Raw genomic sequence first — 18,839 nt, forward strand, 5'->3', positions numbered from 1 at the left:
AAATTGTACCAATCAAGCGCTAGGATTTGCCAATGGCAGAAAAAAAGAAACGCGGATTATTTTCGTGGCTAGGATTTAGCTCTGAAGATAACGACGCATCAAAGGAACAAGCTACTGATCAATCAGTAGTTGATGGCTCGGTTGATAGCCCAAAATCAACACATTCCTCTGACGATGAGGGGCTGAAAGCCAGTCATAATAATGACCTTGAGCAAGAAGCACCCATTGATCCAGAATTAATAGCTGAAACTAATGATCGCCAATTGGCTGCAACGTTGCAAGAAAATGATCATCAAAAAGACACTATTGTTACTGATAGTATCATTAATGATGAGACTGTAACCGTTGATGAAAACCAACAGCCGTTATTAGATAAAACTGTTGATGAAAGTGAGTTATTACTAACGTCAAAAGCGGAATCTGCTATTGATGAGAAAACCAATGAAGTCATTGCTGACGATGACACTCAAAATGACGTTGTAATAGCGGCGGCTGTTGAGCAAGAAAAACCAAAATCAGAAGGCTTTTTTAGTCGTTTAATGCGAGGCTTAAAGCGTACTAAAACCAATTTTGGTGCTGGTTTCTTTGGCTTGTTCCGCGGTAAGAAAATTGATGATGAGCTCTTTGAAGAGTTAGAAGAACAACTATTGATTGCTGATGTGGGAATGGATACCACATTAAAAATCATTAATAACCTGACAGATAAAGCATCACGCAGTGATTTACATGATGGCGAAGCTCTTTATGGTCTATTAAAAGATGAATTGGGTGAAATGTTGGCTAAAGTTGAACAACCATTAGTGGTTGATATGACTAAAAAGCCTTACGTTATTTTAATGGTTGGCGTTAATGGCGTCGGTAAAACGACGACTATTGGTAAATTAGCTAAGCAATTCCAAGCTGAAGGCAAATCAGTAATGCTAGCTGCGGGTGATACCTTCCGTGCTGCGGCTGTGGAGCAATTACAGGTTTGGGGTGAGCGTAACAATGTTCCCGTGATCGCTCAGCATACTGGTGCTGATAGTGCATCAGTGATTTTTGATGCGATTGAATCAGCGAAAGCTAAAAATGTTGATGTTGTTATTGCCGACACCGCAGGGCGTTTGCAAAACAAAGGTCATCTGATGGAAGAGTTACGTAAAATTGTGCGAGTGATGCAGAAAGTTGATACTGAAGCACCGCATGAAATTATGTTAACAGTGGATGCTGGTACGGGTCAAAATGCCATTAGTCAGGCAAAACTATTTAGTGAAGTGGCTCCGGTATCGGGGATCACCATTACTAAATTAGATGGTACCGCTAAAGGTGGTGTTATTTTTGCAATTGCTGATCAATTTAATATTCCGATTCGTTATATTGGTATTGGTGAAGGCATTGATGATTTACGACCATTTGCGGCCGATGAGTTTATAGAAGCGTTATTTAGCAACGAGGAATAGTAAAGTGATTCGATTTCAGCAGGTAAGTAAAGCTTATCGTGGTGGTAGGCAAGCCCTACAAAAAGTAGATTTTCATCTCAAACCAGCAGATATGGCTTTTTTAACCGGTCACTCTGGAGCCGGTAAAAGTACGCTGCTGAAATTAATTTGTGCCCTTGAACGTCCAAGTGACGGCAAGATTTGGTTCAATGGTCACGATATTACTCGATTACCAAATAAGCAAATTCCATTTTTACGCCGCAATATTGGTATTATTTTTCAAGATCATAAGCTGTTAATGGATCGCAGTGTTTTTGATAACATTGCATTGCCATTACGGGTTGAGCAAATGAATGAACATGATATCAAACGCCGTGTGAGTGCATCTTTGGATAAAGTCGGATTATTGGATAAAGCAAAATGTTTGCCTATCCAATTATCTGGCGGTGAACAACAGCGCGTTGGCATTGCCCGCGCTATTGTTAATAAACCAATGTTACTGCTGGCTGATGAGCCAACAGGTAATCTTGATGCTGAATTATCACAACAAGTGTTGCGATTATTTGAAGAGTTTAATCGGGTTGGTGTTGCAGTATTGATGGCAACCCATGATACATCATTGCTGGCTAGCCGTGATTATCGTCGTTTAGATCTACATAAAGGCAATTTAAGGGAGCTGGTACATGGCGCGTAAATCTATTGGTTTTTTTGCAATTCATCGCCAACAAGCAGGCTCAGCATTAAAAGACATGTTTCGTCGGCCACTGGGTAATTTTTTAACCCTTGCAGTATTAGCCGTTGCTTTAACTTTGCCATGTACTTTTTATTTAATGGCGAAAAACATTACCGTGGTTGCTGATGCATGGCAAAATCCAAGTCAAATTACACTGTATTTAAAGCACAATACCAGTAATGACGATGGACAAGCTTTAGCGGATGAAATTAAAAACTGGTCACAAGTTAACAGCGTGAAATTTATTACAGCTGATCAAGGTTTAGAACAATTTCGTCAAAATAGTGGTTTTGACAAAGCGCTTAATTTATTTGATGAGCAGAATAACCCCTTACCAGCGGTAGTGATTGTTGAGCCAAAGAGTGGTTGGCAAACGACAGCTAAAGCCAATCAATTAGCGCAAAAGTTGGGTCAGCAGAATCATGTAGCAGAAGTTCGTTTAGATCGAGATTGGCTACAGCGTTTAGCGGCTATTCAGCAGTTAGCAATTGCGTTAGCACTATTAATGTCGGGCTTAATGCTGTTTGCTGTATTTTTAATTGTTGGTAATACCTTACGTTTACAAGTGCTAAGTCATAAAGATGAAATTCAAGTTATGAAAATGGTCGGTGCGACCAATAGCTACATTTTACGTCCTTATTTGTATGTAGGGGTGTGGTATGGCTTGATTGCTGCATTGATTGCATGGGGGCTAACTCAAGGGGTAACTTTACTATTGGGTGATGCTGTTGCGCAGTTAGCGAATTTGTATGGCAGTCATTTTAGAATGTTGGGCTTAAATTGGGATGAGGGCTTGATCATGATAATGGTCGCTACTTTCTTGGGCCTAATGGCAGCACGTCTTGCTGCTGGACGTCATTTGCGTGAAATTAACCCTGTATAATTGTTGTTGTTAATCATTTTAAAACAACATAATAAGAAAAAGTGATGCTTGTAATCATATATATTTGCGCTGTGACTTGCATTTTAACTATGTTTGCAGGCATCATTGTCGGTTCACACAACGCTAGCATATGCTCAATAACCGTTGTGATCGCACAAAAATTACACGAGGTTTTCGAATGTCAAATGAGATGTCGAAATTAGTTCTAGTTTCGGCGGATAGTCTTGAAAGTTATATTCAGACTGTAAACCGTTATCCAATGCTAACGCCTGAGCGTGAAAAAGAGCTTGCTGAAGCTCTACACTATGACGGTGATATTAATGCTGCGAAAGCGTTAGTGATGTCCCATTTGCGGTTTGTCGTACATATTGCTCGTGGATATTCAGGCTATGGTTTGCCGATTGCTGATTTAATTCAAGAAGGTAATATCGGTTTGATGAAGGCGGTTAAGCGCTTTAATCCCGAAGTCGGCGTGCGATTAGTGTCGTTTGCGGTGCATTGGATCAAAGCTGAGATCCATGAATATGTATTACGTAATTGGCGGATAGTTAAAGTAGCAACCACCAAAGCGCAGCGAAAATTATTTTTTAATTTACGTAAATCAAAGAAGCGTTTAGGTTGGTTTAATAACGATGAAGTGAACATGGTCGCTGAGCAGTTAGGCGTAGAGCCTGCTGAAGTTCGCGAGATGGAATCACGTTTAGCTGCGCAAGATCCTACCTTTGAAATGCAAAATGATGATGATGAACGCGATTCAGCACCGATGGCTCCCGCTTATTTCCTTGAAGATAAAGGCTCGGATGTTGCCTTGAGTTATGAAGAAAGTAATTGGGAAAGTCATGCTAATAATCGCTTATCACAAGCATTAGCCAGTCTTGATGAACGTAGCCAACATATTGTTCGTTCACGGTGGTTAGATGATCAAAAATCAACCTTGCAAGATTTAGCCGATAATTATGGTGTATCAGCCGAGCGAATTCGTCAGCTAGAAAAGAATGCCATGAAAAAGCTCAAAGATGCCGTGGGTGATTTTTACTGATTTATTGCTAACGTTCATGATCGAGAAGCCGACCTTAGAGTCGGTTTTTTTGTCGCTGTGGATCGTCCACATAGAGAGTTAGCGAACCCCATTGTAAGAGAAGATGTTATCTGTATGATTTTATGTGGCATAAGTCGCATTTGTGAATAATTGTGTGTATGTTTAATTAACTTATCCACAGGTTATATTGGGATCCAATCTACATGTTGTGGATCTTTTTATTAGTAACCACATTATCAACGCAATCCACAGGCTTTTCCACAGGTGGTTACTTTGTGTTCGATGAGCGATTGTGATGACCAATAAACCCTTGTTGGGATTGAACTGTTATTGTTACTCATCGTGGCAGTGGTGTGGATAAAGGCTTCTTTTTTGATAGGAGATACCACATTTAAGCTAAGGTACAATAGTGATTCATTGTCGATTTTGGTGGATATATTGATAAGATCGTATGGTTACGATCTCAGATGAATATTATCGATCGCGATCATAAATAGTATTTGTAGCCATTGCGCTTTACCTTTCTTGAAGCCATTAAAAGGAAACCTTATGGAACAGTTTCAACCTCTTTCAGTCCAAGATGCCTACCAATTATTACAGCAACCAAATGCGGTTTTAGTTGATATTCGTGATCCTCAATCTTATGCGCAGGCTCATGTTCAAGCCGCTTTTCACCTTACTAACGATACGATGGTAACATTAATGGATGAGGTCGATTTTGAGCAACCTTTATTAGTGATGTGTTATCACGGTGTCAGTAGCCAAGGTGCCGCACAATATTTAGTAAATCAAGGTTATGAGCACGTGTATAGCATTGATGGTGGTTTTGAAGCTTGGCGTCGTGCTGGCTTACCTGTGGTACAAGCTTAGTTAAGTTTGCATTGATAAAATAATGACTATTCATTAGATCGTGTTATACCTTTTGATGTAATAACAAGTTGTTGTCTTTACTACTTATAATATCCTATCGATTAGAGTGATAACTATGCATCGCTTAGCTGAATTTTATAACCCACGTCATGCGCAAGCATTTATTGATTATATGGCTTCTCGGGGTATTGAACTGACTTTAGCACCTGAGCCTGAAGGGAAGTTTGCATTGTGGCTACAAGATAGCCAATATCTTATTGAAGCCGAAGCTGAATTGAATGCATTTATTGCCAACCCTAATGGTCGTAAATATCAAGAAGCATCATGGCAAGTGGCGGAGAGCCGTACGGCAAAATTTGATTACTCCAGTCCCAGTTTAGTATCAATGGTGAAAGCGCAAGCCGGGCCATTTACATTGACGGTGATGGTCGTATCACTCGTGATTTATGGATTATGGTTATTAGGCTTTGAATCCCTGTTATTTGATTGGTTTCATTTTCCATTTATGAATGGTGATCAATGGCAACTGTGGCGTTATTTTAGTCATGCGTTACTTCATTTCTCAGCGTTGCATGTGATTTTTAACTGTTTATGGTGGTGGCTATTAGGCGGACAGATTGAACGTCATAGTGGTTCAGCAAAACTCGTACAGCTATTTTTGATCTCGTCATTGATTTCAGGTTTTGGTCAATTCTGGCTGGATGGACCTAATTTTGGTGGTCTATCAGGGGTTGTTTATGCCTTACTCGGTTATATCTGGTGGATGGGATGGTTGGCACCACAGCGAGGGTTAGTGATCGCTCGCTCTTACGTGGTATTTATGTTGGTGTGGCTGGTGATTGGTTTTGCTGAGCCTGCGGGCATTGCTATTGCCAATATGGCTCATCTAATGGGGCTGTTAACTGGTTGTGCGATTGCATTCGTGGATGCCAAATTACTACGGTCTAAACACTAGCCTGCTGGTTGTTTTCCCTACAACTTTTGCGGTGATGTTGAGTCTATTAACATCATCGTGGAAGTGATCATTATATTAATATTAACTAAAGCTGTTGATTATTTGATAGTGAGTCCAATGTTAATATAAACCCGCGTTATTTTCATATCTGTTCATCTTTATCTGTCTGTCTTTGACTGTTTTCACATTTTTAATCAACCATTCGCGCAATAATTTGTATGGTTTTGATTGATATCGAAAATAAAGCGATTGTTTGTAGCCTTAAATCTTAAAACAATCACCATAAGATGCCCGCAGCGTATTACGTCAACGGCACATGCTGCCCTACAGCAGTGAGACAACAGAAAGGAACATCTATGTTTGGTTTATTTACCCCCGTAGCGCATAAACAGCGCTTACCTGATGGAAGTATTGATCCGGTCTATAAACGGTTACGGTGGCAATTATTTGTTGGTATTTTTTTTGGTTATGCTGGTTACTATTTAGTGCGTAAAAACTTTTCGCTAGCGATGCCATATTTGATTGAAGAATATGGCTATAGCCGTGGTGAATTAGGGGTTGCACTAGCGGCAGTATCAATTGCTTATGGCTTATCTAAATTTTTAATGGGGAATGTATCTGATCGATCTAATCCTCGCTTCTTTTTAGCCTCAGGATTGATATTGTCATCAATAGTGATGTTGTGCTTTGGCTTTATGCCTTGGGCAACTGGCAGTATTACCGCGATGTTTGTGCTGTTATTTTTAAATGGTTGGTTTCAAGGGATGGGATGGCCTGCTTGTGGGCGAACCATGGTGCATTGGTGGTCACATAAAGAAAGAGGGGGATTAGTTTCTGTGTGGAATGTCGCCCATAACGTTGGTGGCGGTTTAATTGGTCCATTATTTATATTTGGCCTGTGGGCATTTAATGATGATTGGCGTTCTGCTTTCTATGTTCCAGCTTTCTTTGCGCTCTTGGTTGCGGGTTTTACCATTTTGGTAATGCGCGATACACCGCAATCTTGTGGCTTACCACCAATAGAAGAATACAAAGACGATTATCCAGAAAGTTATGATAAGTCGTTTGAAAAAGAGATGACTGCAAAAGAGATTTTCTTTAAATATATATTTAATAATAAATTATTGTGGTTTATCGCGATTGCGAATGCGTTTGTTTATCTGATTCGTTATGGCGTATTAGATTGGGCGCCAGTGTATTTGGGTGAAGCGAAAGGCTTTACCGTGGATAAGTCATCATGGGCATATTTCCTTTATGAGTGGGCAGGTATTCCCGGAACGTTATTGTGTGGTTGGATATCCGATAAGCTGTTTAAAGGTCGCCGTGCACCTGCAGGGATTTTATTTATGGCACTAGTGACTGTTGCGGTATTGGTCTACTGGTTGAATCCTCCAGGTAATCCAAGTATCGATATGATGGCATTGGTTGCGATTGGTTTCCTAATTTATGGGCCAGTAATGTTAATTGGCTTATATGCATTAGAGCTTGCACCTAAAAAAGCCGCTGGTACAGCTGCTGGGTTAACGGGTCTATTTGGTTACTTAGGTGGTGCGGTTGCTGCGAATGCCTTGTTAGGGTATACGGTGGATCATTTTGGTTGGGATGGTGGCTTTATTGTTCTAACAGCTTCGTGTGTGCTGGCCATTTTCTTCTTTATTATCACTATGATTGGTGAAAAGAAGGTCTATCAACAGCAACAACTTGAGTTACAACAGCAAAATGGATGATTAAATTTGGCTTCTTGGTTGAGCTGTAGGTAATATAAAAAGGCTTCGCATTGGCGAAGCCTTGTTTTTATTACCTTTCATTGCTGAATATAGCAGGTATAGATAGGAGCTTTCCAGCCGTGAAGCAAAGTAAACGTCATCAAGAAATTATTGATTTAGTCATGAGTCAGGGATACGTCAGTACCGATGATCTTGTGATGCGCTTTAATGTCAGTCCGCAAACTATTCGGCGAGATCTTAATGAATTGGCTGATGAAAATAAAATTCGTCGTCACCATGGTGGTGCAACAGTCCCTTCTAGCTCAGTCAATACGGCTTATACCACTCGAAAGGTTTTACAATTGGAGCAAAAGGATCGTATTGCTCAAGCATTGGTAAGCCATATTCCTGATGGCGCAACATTGTTTATTGATATTGGTACAACACCAGAAGCTGTTGCTCGTGCGTTAATGAACCACAAAGATTTGCGGATTGTTACCAACAATCTCAATGTCGCTAGTTTATTAATGGCCAAAGAAGATTTTCGCGTTATTTTAGCGGGTGGTGAAGTACGTAATCGTGATGGCGGTATTGTCGGTGAAGCAACCCTTGATTTCGTGTCACAATTTCGCTTAGATTTTGGCATCTTAGGTATAAGTGGCATTGATCTTGATGGTTCATTACTTGATTTTGATTACCATGAAGTACGAGTTAAGCAAGCGATCATTGAAAATAGTCGCTGTGTGATGCTGGGGGTCGACCATACGAAGTTTGGTCGTAATGCGATGGTAAATTTAGGTGATATTAGCCAAGTTAATATGCTGTTTACTGATCAACTCCCTCCTATAAGCCTTGTTGAACGGTTACAGGAAAATGAGATCCATTTTGAAGTCGTGGTATAAACCTTTACCGCGCTAAATAGACACTCAAATAGCGGGCTTCTTTAATAGAAGCCCGTTTTTTTTGGTTGTAATAGCAATAAATATCAAATTTGCGCTAATGATCAAACTTATGTCACAACAAGATTAACTAAGGCTAGATTAGATCAATATATACGCTATTATCAAATTATCACTTTCGAACGAACATTTTTAGTTCGTTTTGTTATGGTTAATTGAATAGGTGTGAACATTATGACAGTAGCATTAAACGGCCTCGAAAATAGTCAAATTTTGGATCTCATTGTGATTGGTGGCGGTATTAATGGTACTGGCATTGCGGCTGATGCTGCGGGGCGCGGGCTGAGCGTTGGTCTTTATGAAGCTGATGACTTTGCTTCTGCTACCTCATCGGCAAGTTCAAAGCTGATTCATGGTGGTTTGCGTTATTTAGAACATTATGAATTTCGATTAGTGGCAGAAGCATTGGCTGAGCGTGAAGTACTATTAAAAAAAGCGCCTCATATAGCGAAACCAATGCGATTTCGACTGCCACATCAGCCACATTTACGTCCAGCATGGATGATTCGTGCCGGATTATTTTTATATGATCATTTAGGTAAACGTACCACTCTTCCTGCGAGTAAAAGTTTGTCATTTGGTGCTGATTCGGTATTAGTACCTGCGATTAAACAAGGATTTGAATATTCTGATTGTTGGGTTGATGATGCGCGACTCGTCATTTTAAATGCGATGGAAGCGGTAAAACATGGCGCAGAAGTGCGTAATCGTTGTCGAGTAGAACAAGCGGTTCGAGAGGGGGATATTTGGCGTGTTACGATTAAAGATAGTGTAACAGGAGCAACATTCCAACGCTGCGCTCACGGATTAGTGAATGCAACTGGGCCATGGGTAAAATCATTTTATGATCATAGTACTGATTTAACATCGCCACGTAATATTCGCTTAATTAAGGGCTCACATATTGTCGTACCACGAGTGCATGATCAGCCTCAAGCCTATATTCTTCAAAATGAAGATAATCGCATTGTATTTGTGATCCCTTATTTAGATCGTTTCTCAGTAATTGGTACGACAGATGTTGAGTATCATGGTGATCCGCGTGATGTCGCGATTGATGATCAAGAAATTGATTACTTACTTGAGGTGTATAACAGCCATTTTGTGCATCAATGTCAGCGTGAAGATGTGGTATGGAATTGGAGTGGTGTAAGGCCGTTATGTGATGATGAATCAGACTCACCACAAGCGGTAACTCGTGACTATACTTTAGAGCTAGAACAACAAGCAGATGAAGCACCTTTACTGTCGGTCTTTGGTGGTAAGCTCACCACCTATCGTAAATTAGCAGAATCAGCATTAGCTAAGTTAGCGCCGTTTTACTCTAATATTGGACCGGCTTGGACTAAGGACAGTTATTTACCTGGTGGCAGTGCTGATTTTGATGGTGATAAGCTGGCTACACAATTACAGCAACAGTACCCGTGGTTAACGACGTTTACTTGTCAGCGCATGGCCCATAATTATGGCTCGAGAACTGAGGTCTTATTTGCTGGTATCACGACAGAAACCGAGATGGGGCAGCACTTTGGTGAAGGATTTTACCAGTGTGAACTTGATTACTTAATTACATATGAATTTGTACAAACAGCAACTGATGCGCTATGGCGTCGTAGTAAGTTGGGCTTATATTTAACAGCTGAACAGCAACAGATAATTGCCGATTATATTCTTGTTCATCAAGCACAGACAGCGATTGCAGCTGCATAGCTATTATCATCTTTAGAGACAAATCTGTTATCAAAAAGCGCCGTTGGGCGCTTTTTTTGTGGGTGATTATTGGTATAAATATTTAGTAAATAAAAGCGCATCAACCGCGGGATGGCCGGTTTCGGCAACTAATAATTGATTGATTTTCTGTTTACTTAATTGACGAATTTTTTCACGCCCAGCGAATGATTTTATTTGTTGTTCAGATTGTTGGTTAATAATGCTAATAATCGTGTCACGAATCAGAGGTGCATGATGTTCAATATTAATAAGCTGATTATTATTTGTTAGCATTAAATCGATTCGTAACTGAATATACCCTAATCGAGAATTATTAATAATATAGTTGGTCGTGATATCAGGTGTTAAGGTGTAATAACTAATATTTGATTGAGTTAGCGCACTCGTTGGCTGTTTTGCATAAGTGATTGGTGACATTAATGTTATCACCATCAAGAAACACGCTACAAAAACAGTTTTTTTCATCATGATACTCATGCAGTTAGGGACATTTAGACTTAACTAGGTGTAATCTACTAGCGTTAACGATATTCGAATTCGTTACCTCTTGCTACAATAGCAGATCAATATGTTAATAAATTAACCACTTTCAACCAAGTGTTTTGATCACGTCGTTGTTAATTTTGTAGTGTAAAAAATGTCGGAATTCAAGCAGTTGTACAGTCCTCTACTTCAGAGCGCTAAATGGTACTCAATACAATCATGGGCCTTAGATCACACATCACATGGTGTTTGGTTACTTGAGTCGGCCTCATTGTCGCGTCGCTTGGCACAATATTGTCAACATTTTACCGTAACGGTGTTAGCACAGACAATGATCAGTAATGATAAGCTATCAATTATGGAGCGACAGCTGGTCGGCGATAGTGATTGTTTAGAACGGGAAGTGATACTTTATGGAGATCAACATCCATGGGTATTTGCGCGCACTTTGATCCCGATGACAACGCTAAGTGGCAAAGAACAAGACCTCATCGATCTTGGTAATAGTCCGTTAGGCTATCGTGTTTTTAATGATAAAAATTCACGTCGTGACGCTTTAGAAGTTGCTAATCTTGGTACTCAACAACAGCCTCAATGGGCTCGACGTTCGCGATTATGGATCAATGAAAAGCCAATGCTGGTGGCGGAATTATTCTTAACCGAATCGCCAGTATATGCTAAGGAAAAAGGATGTTAGAAATAACCAAGGCCAGAGCTTTTTGGCAGTTAGCCCGTTTTGATCGCCCAATTGGTAGTTTATTGTTGTTATGGCCAACCTTATGGGCATTATTTTTAGCGGGGAATGGTTTTCCTAAAGTAGATGTTTTGGTGGTGTTTGTACTTGGGGTGGTATTTATGCGCGCCGCAGGATGTGTCATCAATGATTTTGCTGATCGTAATGTTGATGGTTATGTAAAGCGCACTGCTAATCGACCCATGCCATCAGGTAAAGTCTCTGAGCGCGAAGCGTTAGGCTTGTTTAGCTTGTTGGTATTAGTGTCATTTTTATTAGTATTGACCATGAATAACCTTACCATCATGTTGTCGGTGGTTGCGGTAATATTGGCTGCTGCTTATCCATTTATGAAGCGTTATACGCATTTGCCACAATTGGTGTTGGGGGCTGCGTTTGGGTGGTCAATTCCAATGGCTTATGCTGCTCAATCTGGTGCATTACCGACAGTAGCATGGCTCTTGTTTGTGGCTAATATTTTATGGACGATTGCTTATGATACTTTATATGCAATGGTTGATCGTGATGATGATCTCAAGGTTGGAATTAAATCAACGGCGATTCTTTTTGGTCGGTTTGATAAGTTAATCATTGGAATATTGCAGCTAGCAACTATTATGTTACTGATTGCAATTGGCGAAATGTTGAAATTAAGTCATTGGTATTATTGGTCTTTGTTGTTAGTGTCAGCATTGTTTGTTTATCAACAAATGCTAATTCAAGATCGTCAACGCGAACAATGTTTTAAAGCTTTTTTAAATAATAATTATGTTGGCATGGTGATTTTTATTGGTATTAGTTTGAGCGTATTATGGCCGTAAGTGGTTCATAGCAGCGATCTTGAGACATAAAAAAGCGCCGTTAGGCGCTTTTTTATGTCGAACTATTAGTGGTTCGTCAATTCCTCATCGGGCTGCATGACAGCTTGAATGGTCAATTTCACTTCAGGTGAAACTAATGACGTTAATAAATCTGCAAGTTTCTCTACTGGCTGTGTTACAGCATGACACTCATCATTAAGATAGCCTTCACTACGAAGGGTTTTCACTAATGTGCTAAATACACCTTTATCAAAAAACTCGGGTGCATTGATACCATGTAAACGACTTAACCGTTGAGCAAGTACTTGGCTCTGTTGTTCTAAGTCTGTTTTTGGTAGTTGTGGTTCAGCATTGAGTAGTGTCAGTGCAATTGCATAACGTTGTAATGTTTCCGTTATGATACGTGCTAATAGTTGCAATGGCCCAATGCGAACATTATTTATCGCAATAGTGTCACCATCAAGTAACAATAATCGTTGACGAATTAACTCAGCAATTAAACGATCAATTTCTAATGGTAATTGCTGTTCATTAAAGCGTAAAAATAATTCCGCTTTTAAGAATGGATACAATAACTCAACTTGCTGATGAATATCAGCACGGGTTAAGCACTGTTGTTGCACCACAATATGAGCAATTAATGATGGTAACGCAAACAAGTGAATAATGTTGTTGCGGTAGTAGGTCATTAAGATTGATTGCTCACGATCAAGTGAGATAATTTCACCTAGTACATCACGTTCAACCAAGAATTTATCCATGGTGATCGCATGATCGACCAATTGAGTAGCGTTATCTTTTGGGGTGGTGCAATGCTTTGAGTATGGAGCATTGCGCAGTAGTTCAAGATAACATTCAATTTGCTGTTCTAATGAGCTACGACTTAATGCGCGTTGGCGAGATGATAACAGTGCCAGTGCACATAAAGTAAGGGCATTCGTCGCCGCCGCATCGTTAATATGGGTCATCATTTTAACGGCTAAATCATTCACTGCAGGTGAAAGCCAGCTTGGACGTGGTGGTTCGATTGGATTGATGTCTTTGTGCCAATTCGGTACGTTATCATTTAAATATTGATTAAGTGATAACGGCTCACCAAAGTTAACGTAACCTTTGCCGAAATTACGTAATTTACGCAGAGTTCGCAGCACTTGACCGACATTTTCTTTTTCTTTACGTTTGCCTTGTAGCTCTTTGGCATACGTACCTACTTCCATTACGTGCTCATAACCAATATAAACGGGCACCAAGGTCACAGGGCGATTTAAGCCGCGTAACATCGCTTGGACAGTCATTGATAACATGCCTGTTTTGGCAGGAAGTAAGCGTCCTGTGCGTGAACGGCCCCCTTCACTGAAATATTCAACCGAATAGCCTTTGGCAAAGAGTTGCGCTAAATATTCACGAAAAACTGTCGAATAAAGGCGATTACCTTTGAAACTGCGACGAATAAAGAATGCACCACCACGGCGGAAAATTGGACCAGCTGGGAAGAAGTTTAGGTTAATACCTGCGGCAATATGCGGTGGCACTAAGCCTTCTTGATACAGAACATAAGACAGTAACAAGTAATCCATATGGCTACGGTGACAAGGAACATAGACAATCTCATGGCCATCTTGCGCTAAACGACGAATACGCTGCGCGTTAGTAATATTAATGCCTTGATACAGTTTATTCCATAACCAACCTAAGAAACGTTCGCCATGTTTAATCAGTGGATAAGAGAAATCTGCCGCAATTTCTTCCATCATCGCAATCGCTTCACGACGTACTTTTTCTACGGGAATTTGACGGCTTAATGCTTCTTCTTGTACTACTTTATCAATGGCTTTTGATGCTAATAAGCGTTTAAAAAGTTGTTTACGATCAGGCAGTCGAGGTCCAGAGGTGGCAAGTAATTGACGAGAAAAGTGAATTTTAGCTACACGCGCTAATTTTTGTGCAATTGCATCATCAGTGCCGTGATTATCCGCCATATAGCGTAAAGAAACTGGAGTGCTCAAACGAACTAAACAATCTCGACCATGACCTAACATCGCCCACATCTTTTTAGGGCCATTTAAAGGACGTAAAATAGGTTTAGTTTTTGACTCTTTCCCGGGTGCTCGACCCCATAAAATAGAGGCAGGAATTAATTGAATGTTTAATTCACTGTCTTGTTTATGTAAATCCAATAATTCACTAAAAAGTGTGATTGAATCTTGTGGTAAACCGGTCTTATTGCCAAAGACGCTTGGGTTTTCAGCAACACAAACAAAACGTGGAAAAGATTGGCCATTAATTTCTAATTGCGACAAGGGATCAGGTAGGCCTGATGCGAGTGCGCTGCTACGTAGAGTTAGTAGATCTGTATTAGAACGGTACGGCAATATATAGACGATTGGGCGAGCTAAATCGAGTTCTAAGTCAGCAACTGGATCTGATGGAATCGAATGAGGTTTTACCAATACCGAAAGTGGCAATTTTAATAATTGTTGATAGATTTTCTGCCCGCGTGACATAGATATAATTAGCCTCTGAATCTAAATACGCCGCACAACAGCAGAAAAAGGCAACTTTCATGCCGAATATATGCGGTAAATAAAGCTTAAAATACCACTTTTTTAACTAAGTCATGGTTTATTTTTATAACAACTTTTGGATTAAAAATCGATCTGGCATGACCAGTTAATGAAAGATGATTGATTCTGTTGAAATTATTGCCCTAAATAATGACATTATATTTTTTTAGCCAAGTTACTGAATGGCTTTGAATTCCTAGTCAAATTGCTGTTTTCGTAAACAATTGGCTTTTATTGTCTTTGAACACTGGATATACTCACAGCAACTGTATAAAAAGACAGGTGACTCATGAAGCCGTTAACGCCGCGACAACAACAAGTCTTTGATTTGATCAAAACAAAGATTGATGATTGTGGAATGCCACCCACTCGTGCAGAAATAGCACGTGAACTTGGCTTTCGTTCTGCTAATGCAGCAGAAGAACATTTAAAAGCTTTAGCCCGTAAAGGTGTATTAGAAATTATTCCTGGTGCCTCTCGAGGGATCCGTTTATTAATCGCGGATGATGTAGCAGATGAAAAAGGATTACCTTTAATTGGCCATGTTGCTGCTGGTGAGCCGATTTTGGCCCAAGAGCATGTTGAAGCTCATTATGAAGTTGATCCAACCTTATTTAAGCCGCGCGCGGATTTCTTACTACGTGTGAATGGTATGAGTATGAAGAATATCGGTATTATGGATGGTGATTTACTTGCAGTACATAAAACGCAAGATGTCCATAATGGCCAAGTGGTTGTTGCTCGAGTTGATGATGAAGTGACGGTTAAGCGACTTGATAAACAAGGAGCTAAAGTACTGCTTCATGCTGAAAATGAAGAGTTTTCACCAATTGAAGTTAATTTAGAGCATCAAAACCTGACTATTGAAGGGATTGCTGTTGGCGTCATTCGTAACGCTGATTGGATGTAGACAGTAGTTAACGACAGATTGAGTAAACACCAATAAGCGTAGCGCATAAGCTACGCTTTTTTTTTATCTCGTAAAATGATTAGTGATGATTTTATCTAAAATATCATTGTCTTATCTAGTGATTTGTTAATAGTTTTTAATGGGTATTTTTTTGCGCTATTGTAATTTAGTGCCTAAGTTAAACATAGAGGAATGTTATTTTAGCTTTGCTGCGGGTAGATCTATTTGTCGCTGCATGTGCTGTGTGAGGCGAGATGTTGCCGACAAAGGAGGTCAGAACGATGATACGCAAGCTGATCGGTAGTAGTGGATTAATCCTATTTTCATCGTCATTATTTGCTGAACCAATACAACTTAATATGACCCCCGGTGTTACTGCGATAAGCCAAGATGTTTTTGGTCTACATATGACGATTCTTTATATCTGTATCGCTATTGGAATGGCAGTTTTTGGGGCGATGTTTTGGTCTATTTTCCACCATAGAAAATCTAAAGGTGCCGTTGCGGCTTCTTTTCATGAAAGCACCAAAGTTGAAATTATTTGGACTCTGATCCCCTTTATTATTTTGATTGCGATGGCGATTCCCGCCACTAAAACACTACTCGCAATGGAAGAGCCGTCAAAATCTGATCTCACTATTCAAATCACAGGTTCACAGTGGAAATGGCATTATCGCTATTTTGATCAAGATGTTGAATTTTATTCTCACCTCGCGACCAGCGCGGCTCAAATTGAAAATCTGCGTCCTAAACGGGCTAATTATTTATTAGAAGTCGATTACCCATTAGTGGTTCCTATCGACAAGAAAATCCGTTTTTTAATCACCTCGCAAGACGTTATCCATTCTTGGTGGGTGCCTGCATTTGCCGTTAAAAAAGATGCTAATCCCGGCTTTATTAATGAAGCATGGACGCGTATTGATAAGCCGGGTATTTACCGTGGTCAATGTGCGGAGTTGTGCGGTAAAGATCATGGTTTTATGCCGATTGTCGTTATTGCAAAAACACAAGTTGAATACGATCAGTGGCTACAACAAACACAAGCCAGCCAACGTCTAGCGCGGGAGCAAGAACAACAGTTATTAGCCATGACAATGACGATGGATGAACTGATGGTGCTGGGCGAAAAAACCTATAACAACCGTTGCGCTATGTGCCATCAAGCGAGTGGCGAGGGGATTCCAGGAGCATTTCCTGCATTAGCAGCACAAGGTGTTTCGATTGATCCGCAACGTCGTATTGAACATATCAAGATTGTCGTGCATGGAAATACCGGAACCGCCATGCAAGCTTTTGGTCCGCAATTAAGCCTTAAAGAGTTAGCGGCTGTAATTACTTATGAGCGTAATGCTTGGGGTAATAATACCGGAGAAACCGTACAAGCCGCTGATATTCAGGCGATTAAAAATGGACAGTAGTTATAAGGAATTATCAGCATGACGGATATTTTGCGCCAACAACCCATCATTGAGCACCATGATCATCATCCACCTAAGGGGATTAAACGATGGCTATTTACCACTAATCATAAAGATATTGGTACGCTTTATTTATTATTTAGCTTATCGATGTTTTTTGTTGGTGGCGCGATGGCGATGGTGATTCGTGCAGAGTTGTTTCAGCCTGGATTACAATTAGTTGAACCTAATTTCTTTAATCAAATGACCACTGTTCATGGCTTGATCATGGTATTTGGTGCCGTCATGCCCGCTTTTACCGGATTAGCTAATTGGATGATTCCATTAATGATTGGTGCGCCAGATATGGCTTTACCACGAATGAATAACTGGAGTTTTTGGATTCTACCGTTTGCCTTTAGCTTGTTGTTAGCCTCGTTATTTATGGAAGGTGGCGGTCCTAATTTTGGTTGGACATTTTACGCGCCACTGTCGACCACTTATAGCCCAGCAAGTACTGGATTGTTTGTGTTTGCGATTCATATTATGGGGATCAGTTCGATCATGGGGGCGATTAATGTGGTGGTCACTATTGTTAATATGCGCGCCCCTGGTATGACCTACATGAAAATGCCATTGTTTGTGTGGACATGGTTAATCACCGCTTTTTTACTAATAGCCGTTATGCCGGTGTTGGCGGGTGCTGTCACCATGGTATTAACCGATAAATATTTTGGCACCAGTTTCTTTGATGCCGCCGGTGGTGGCGATCCGGTGATGTTCCAACACATCTTTTGGTTTTTTGGTCATCCTGAAGTTTATATTATGATTTTACCGAGTTTCGGTATTATTTCAGCAATTATCCCTGCATTTTCGCGTAAGAAACTCTTTGGTTATAGCTCTATGGTGTATGCCACCGCTTCGATTGCAGGATTGAGTTTTTTGGTATGGGCGCACCATATGTTTACCACGGGTATGCCCGTTGCTGCCGAGTTATTTTTTATGTATTGCACCATGTTGATTTCGGTACCAACTGGAGTAAAGGTATTTAACTGGGTGGCAACCATGTGGCGTGGTTCACTGACATTTGAAGTGCCAATGTTATTTGCGATCGCCTTTATTGTGTTATTTACCATCGGTGGTTTTTCGGGATTAATGTTAGCTATTACCCCCGCTGATTTTCAATATCACGATACTTATTTTGTGGTGGCGCATTTTCATTATGTGTTGGTGTCTGGGGCTATTTTTTCCATTATGGCGGCAGCATATTATTGGCTACCCAAATGGACTGGGCATATGTTTAATGAACGTTTAGCACAATGGCATTTTTGGTGTTCATTAATTTCGGTCAATATTTTATTTTTTCCAATGCATTTTTTAGGTTTAGCGGGTATGCCACGTCGTATTCCGGATTATGCACTGCAGTTTGCTGATATTAATGCGGTAGTGAGTATTGGCGGTTTTTTATTTGGTATCTCACAATTATTCTTTGTTGCGGTGGTGGTGAAGTGTATTCGTGGAGGCGAAAAAGCAGCCTCAAAACCATGGGAAGGAGCCGAAGGTCTAGAATGGACAATCCCTTCTCCCGTGCCGTATCACACCTTTTCAACCCCACCTAAAATTGATGAGTAGAGGTT

General features: G+C 40.3%; 16 protein-coding genes. 14 read left to right on the forward strand and 2 right to left on the reverse strand.

Annotated features, from left to right (window positions below; translation table 11 throughout):
- Positions 1-32: 32 nt before the first annotated feature.
- From ftsY to glpD, 9 genes are all read left to right on the forward strand, one after another.
- Positions 33-1,439 (forward strand): signal recognition particle-docking protein FtsY, encoded by a 1,407-nt coding sequence (ftsY, locus tag OC457_RS00465; RefSeq protein ID WP_080174269.1) that lies wholly within the window; start codon positions 33-35, stop codon positions 1,437-1,439.
- Positions 1,440-1,443: 4 nt separating this feature from the next.
- Positions 1,444-2,112, forward strand: a complete 669-nt coding sequence (gene ftsE / locus OC457_RS00470) for a cell division ATP-binding protein FtsE (RefSeq protein ID WP_080174270.1) — start codon at positions 1,444-1,446, stop codon at positions 2,110-2,112.
- Positions 2,102-3,034, forward strand: coding sequence for a permease-like cell division protein FtsX (ftsX, locus tag OC457_RS00475; RefSeq protein WP_080174271.1), 933 nt, complete (start codon positions 2,102-2,104; stop codon positions 3,032-3,034). The genes ftsE and ftsX overlap by 11 nt, the downstream gene beginning before the upstream one ends.
- A gap of 178 nt (positions 3,035-3,212) precedes the next feature.
- Positions 3,213-4,073, forward strand: coding sequence for an RNA polymerase sigma factor RpoH (rpoH, locus tag OC457_RS00480; protein ID WP_080174272.1), 861 nt, complete (start codon positions 3,213-3,215; stop codon positions 4,071-4,073).
- Between the two features lie 549 nt (positions 4,074-4,622).
- Positions 4,623-4,943 (forward strand): thiosulfate sulfurtransferase GlpE, encoded by a 321-nt coding sequence (gene glpE / locus OC457_RS00485; RefSeq protein WP_080174273.1) that lies wholly within the window; start codon positions 4,623-4,625, stop codon positions 4,941-4,943.
- Positions 4,944-5,058: 115 nt separating this feature from the next.
- The gene (glpG, locus tag OC457_RS00490; protein ID WP_080174274.1) at positions 5,059-5,898 is read left to right on the forward strand and encodes a rhomboid family intramembrane serine protease GlpG; all 840 of its coding nucleotides are present in this window, start codon (positions 5,059-5,061) and stop codon (positions 5,896-5,898) included.
- 356 nt (positions 5,899-6,254) lie between these two features.
- Entirely contained in the window at positions 6,255-7,625 is a 1,371-nt protein-coding gene (gene glpT / locus OC457_RS00495; protein ID WP_080174275.1) for a glycerol-3-phosphate transporter, read from the forward strand.
- A gap of 119 nt (positions 7,626-7,744) precedes the next feature.
- Positions 7,745-8,506 carry a DeoR/GlpR family transcriptional regulator gene (locus tag OC457_RS00500; RefSeq protein ID WP_080174276.1) on the forward strand — a complete coding sequence of 254 codons (762 nt, stop codon included), beginning with the start codon at positions 7,745-7,747 and terminating at the stop codon, positions 8,504-8,506.
- 231 nt (positions 8,507-8,737) lie between these two features.
- Positions 8,738-10,273, forward strand: a complete 1,536-nt coding sequence (glpD, locus tag OC457_RS00505) for a glycerol-3-phosphate dehydrogenase (RefSeq protein ID WP_080174277.1) — start codon at positions 8,738-8,740, stop codon at positions 10,271-10,273.
- 66 nt (positions 10,274-10,339) lie between these two features.
- Here the strand turns inward: glpD and OC457_RS00510 are convergent, their stop codons facing one another.
- Positions 10,340-10,762 carry a flagellar basal body-associated protein FliL gene (locus tag OC457_RS00510; protein WP_080174278.1) on the reverse strand — a complete coding sequence of 141 codons (423 nt, stop codon included), beginning with the start codon at positions 10,760-10,762 and terminating at the stop codon, positions 10,340-10,342.
- A gap of 169 nt (positions 10,763-10,931) precedes the next feature.
- On the opposite strand from OC457_RS00510, the gene OC457_RS00515 reads away from it, so the two are divergent.
- A complete protein-coding gene (locus tag OC457_RS00515; RefSeq protein ID WP_080174279.1) occupies positions 10,932-11,474 on the forward strand; it encodes a chorismate--pyruvate lyase family protein in 543 nt (180 codons plus the stop codon).
- Positions 11,468-12,331, forward strand: a complete 864-nt coding sequence (ubiA, locus tag OC457_RS00520; RefSeq protein ID WP_080174280.1) for a 4-hydroxybenzoate octaprenyltransferase — start codon at positions 11,468-11,470, stop codon at positions 12,329-12,331. Before OC457_RS00515 ends, ubiA begins: the two co-directional genes overlap by 7 nt.
- Positions 12,332-12,396: 65 nt before the next feature.
- Here ubiA and plsB read toward each other — a convergent pair whose 3' ends face one another.
- Complete coding sequence (gene plsB, locus OC457_RS00525; protein ID WP_080174281.1) at positions 12,397-14,835, reverse strand: glycerol-3-phosphate 1-O-acyltransferase PlsB; 2,439 nt, start codon at positions 14,833-14,835, stop codon at positions 12,397-12,399.
- Positions 14,836-15,184: 349 nt separating this feature from the next.
- On the opposite strand from plsB, the gene lexA reads away from it, so the two are divergent.
- From lexA to ctaD, 3 genes are all read left to right on the forward strand, one after another.
- Positions 15,185-15,805 carry a transcriptional repressor LexA gene (gene lexA, locus OC457_RS00530; protein WP_080174282.1) on the forward strand — a complete coding sequence of 207 codons (621 nt, stop codon included), beginning with the start codon at positions 15,185-15,187 and terminating at the stop codon, positions 15,803-15,805.
- A 281-nt stretch (positions 15,806-16,086) separates the two neighbouring features.
- Positions 16,087-17,223, forward strand: a complete 1,137-nt coding sequence (gene coxB / locus OC457_RS00535) for a cytochrome c oxidase subunit II (RefSeq protein ID WP_080174283.1) — start codon at positions 16,087-16,089, stop codon at positions 17,221-17,223.
- Positions 17,224-17,241: 18 nt separating this feature from the next.
- On the forward strand, positions 17,242-18,834 hold the full coding sequence (ctaD, locus tag OC457_RS00540; RefSeq protein WP_080174284.1) for a cytochrome c oxidase subunit I: 1,593 nt from the start codon (positions 17,242-17,244) through the stop codon (positions 18,832-18,834).
- Positions 18,835-18,839: the final 5 nt, after the last annotated feature.

It is taken from the genome of Photobacterium toruni, assembly GCF_024529955.1.
GTDB lineage: Bacteria > Pseudomonadota > Gammaproteobacteria > Enterobacterales > Vibrionaceae > Photobacterium > Photobacterium toruni.

What these genes read in the sequence shown, in the direction of transcription:
- plsB (WP_080174281.1), bottom strand. Translation starts at nt 14,835, where the DNA reads ATGTCACGCGGGCAGAAAATCTATCAACAATTATTAAAATTGCCACTT.
- lexA (WP_080174282.1), top strand. Translation starts at nt 15,185, where the DNA reads ATGAAGCCGTTAACGCCGCGACAACAACAAGTCTTTGATTTGATCAAA.
- glpE (WP_080174273.1), top strand. Translation starts at nt 4,623, where the DNA reads ATGGAACAGTTTCAACCTCTTTCAGTCCAAGATGCCTACCAATTATTA.
- ubiA (WP_080174280.1), top strand. Translation starts at nt 11,468, where the DNA reads ATGTTAGAAATAACCAAGGCCAGAGCTTTTTGGCAGTTAGCCCGTTTT.
- glpG (WP_080174274.1), top strand. Translation starts at nt 5,059, where the DNA reads ATGCATCGCTTAGCTGAATTTTATAACCCACGTCATGCGCAAGCATTT.
- ftsY (WP_080174269.1), top strand. Translation starts at nt 33, where the DNA reads ATGGCAGAAAAAAAGAAACGCGGATTATTTTCGTGGCTAGGATTTAGC.
- coxB (WP_080174283.1), top strand. Translation starts at nt 16,087, where the DNA reads ATGATACGCAAGCTGATCGGTAGTAGTGGATTAATCCTATTTTCATCG.
- ctaD (WP_080174284.1), top strand. Translation starts at nt 17,242, where the DNA reads ATGACGGATATTTTGCGCCAACAACCCATCATTGAGCACCATGATCAT.
- ftsX (WP_080174271.1), top strand. Translation starts at nt 2,102, where the DNA reads ATGGCGCGTAAATCTATTGGTTTTTTTGCAATTCATCGCCAACAAGCA.
- OC457_RS00515 (WP_080174279.1), top strand. Translation starts at nt 10,932, where the DNA reads ATGTCGGAATTCAAGCAGTTGTACAGTCCTCTACTTCAGAGCGCTAAA.
- rpoH (WP_080174272.1), top strand. Translation starts at nt 3,213, where the DNA reads ATGTCAAATGAGATGTCGAAATTAGTTCTAGTTTCGGCGGATAGTCTT.
- glpT (WP_080174275.1), top strand. Translation starts at nt 6,255, where the DNA reads ATGTTTGGTTTATTTACCCCCGTAGCGCATAAACAGCGCTTACCTGAT.
- glpD (WP_080174277.1), top strand. Translation starts at nt 8,738, where the DNA reads ATGACAGTAGCATTAAACGGCCTCGAAAATAGTCAAATTTTGGATCTC.
- OC457_RS00510 (WP_080174278.1), bottom strand. Translation starts at nt 10,762, where the DNA reads ATGATGAAAAAAACTGTTTTTGTAGCGTGTTTCTTGATGGTGATAACA.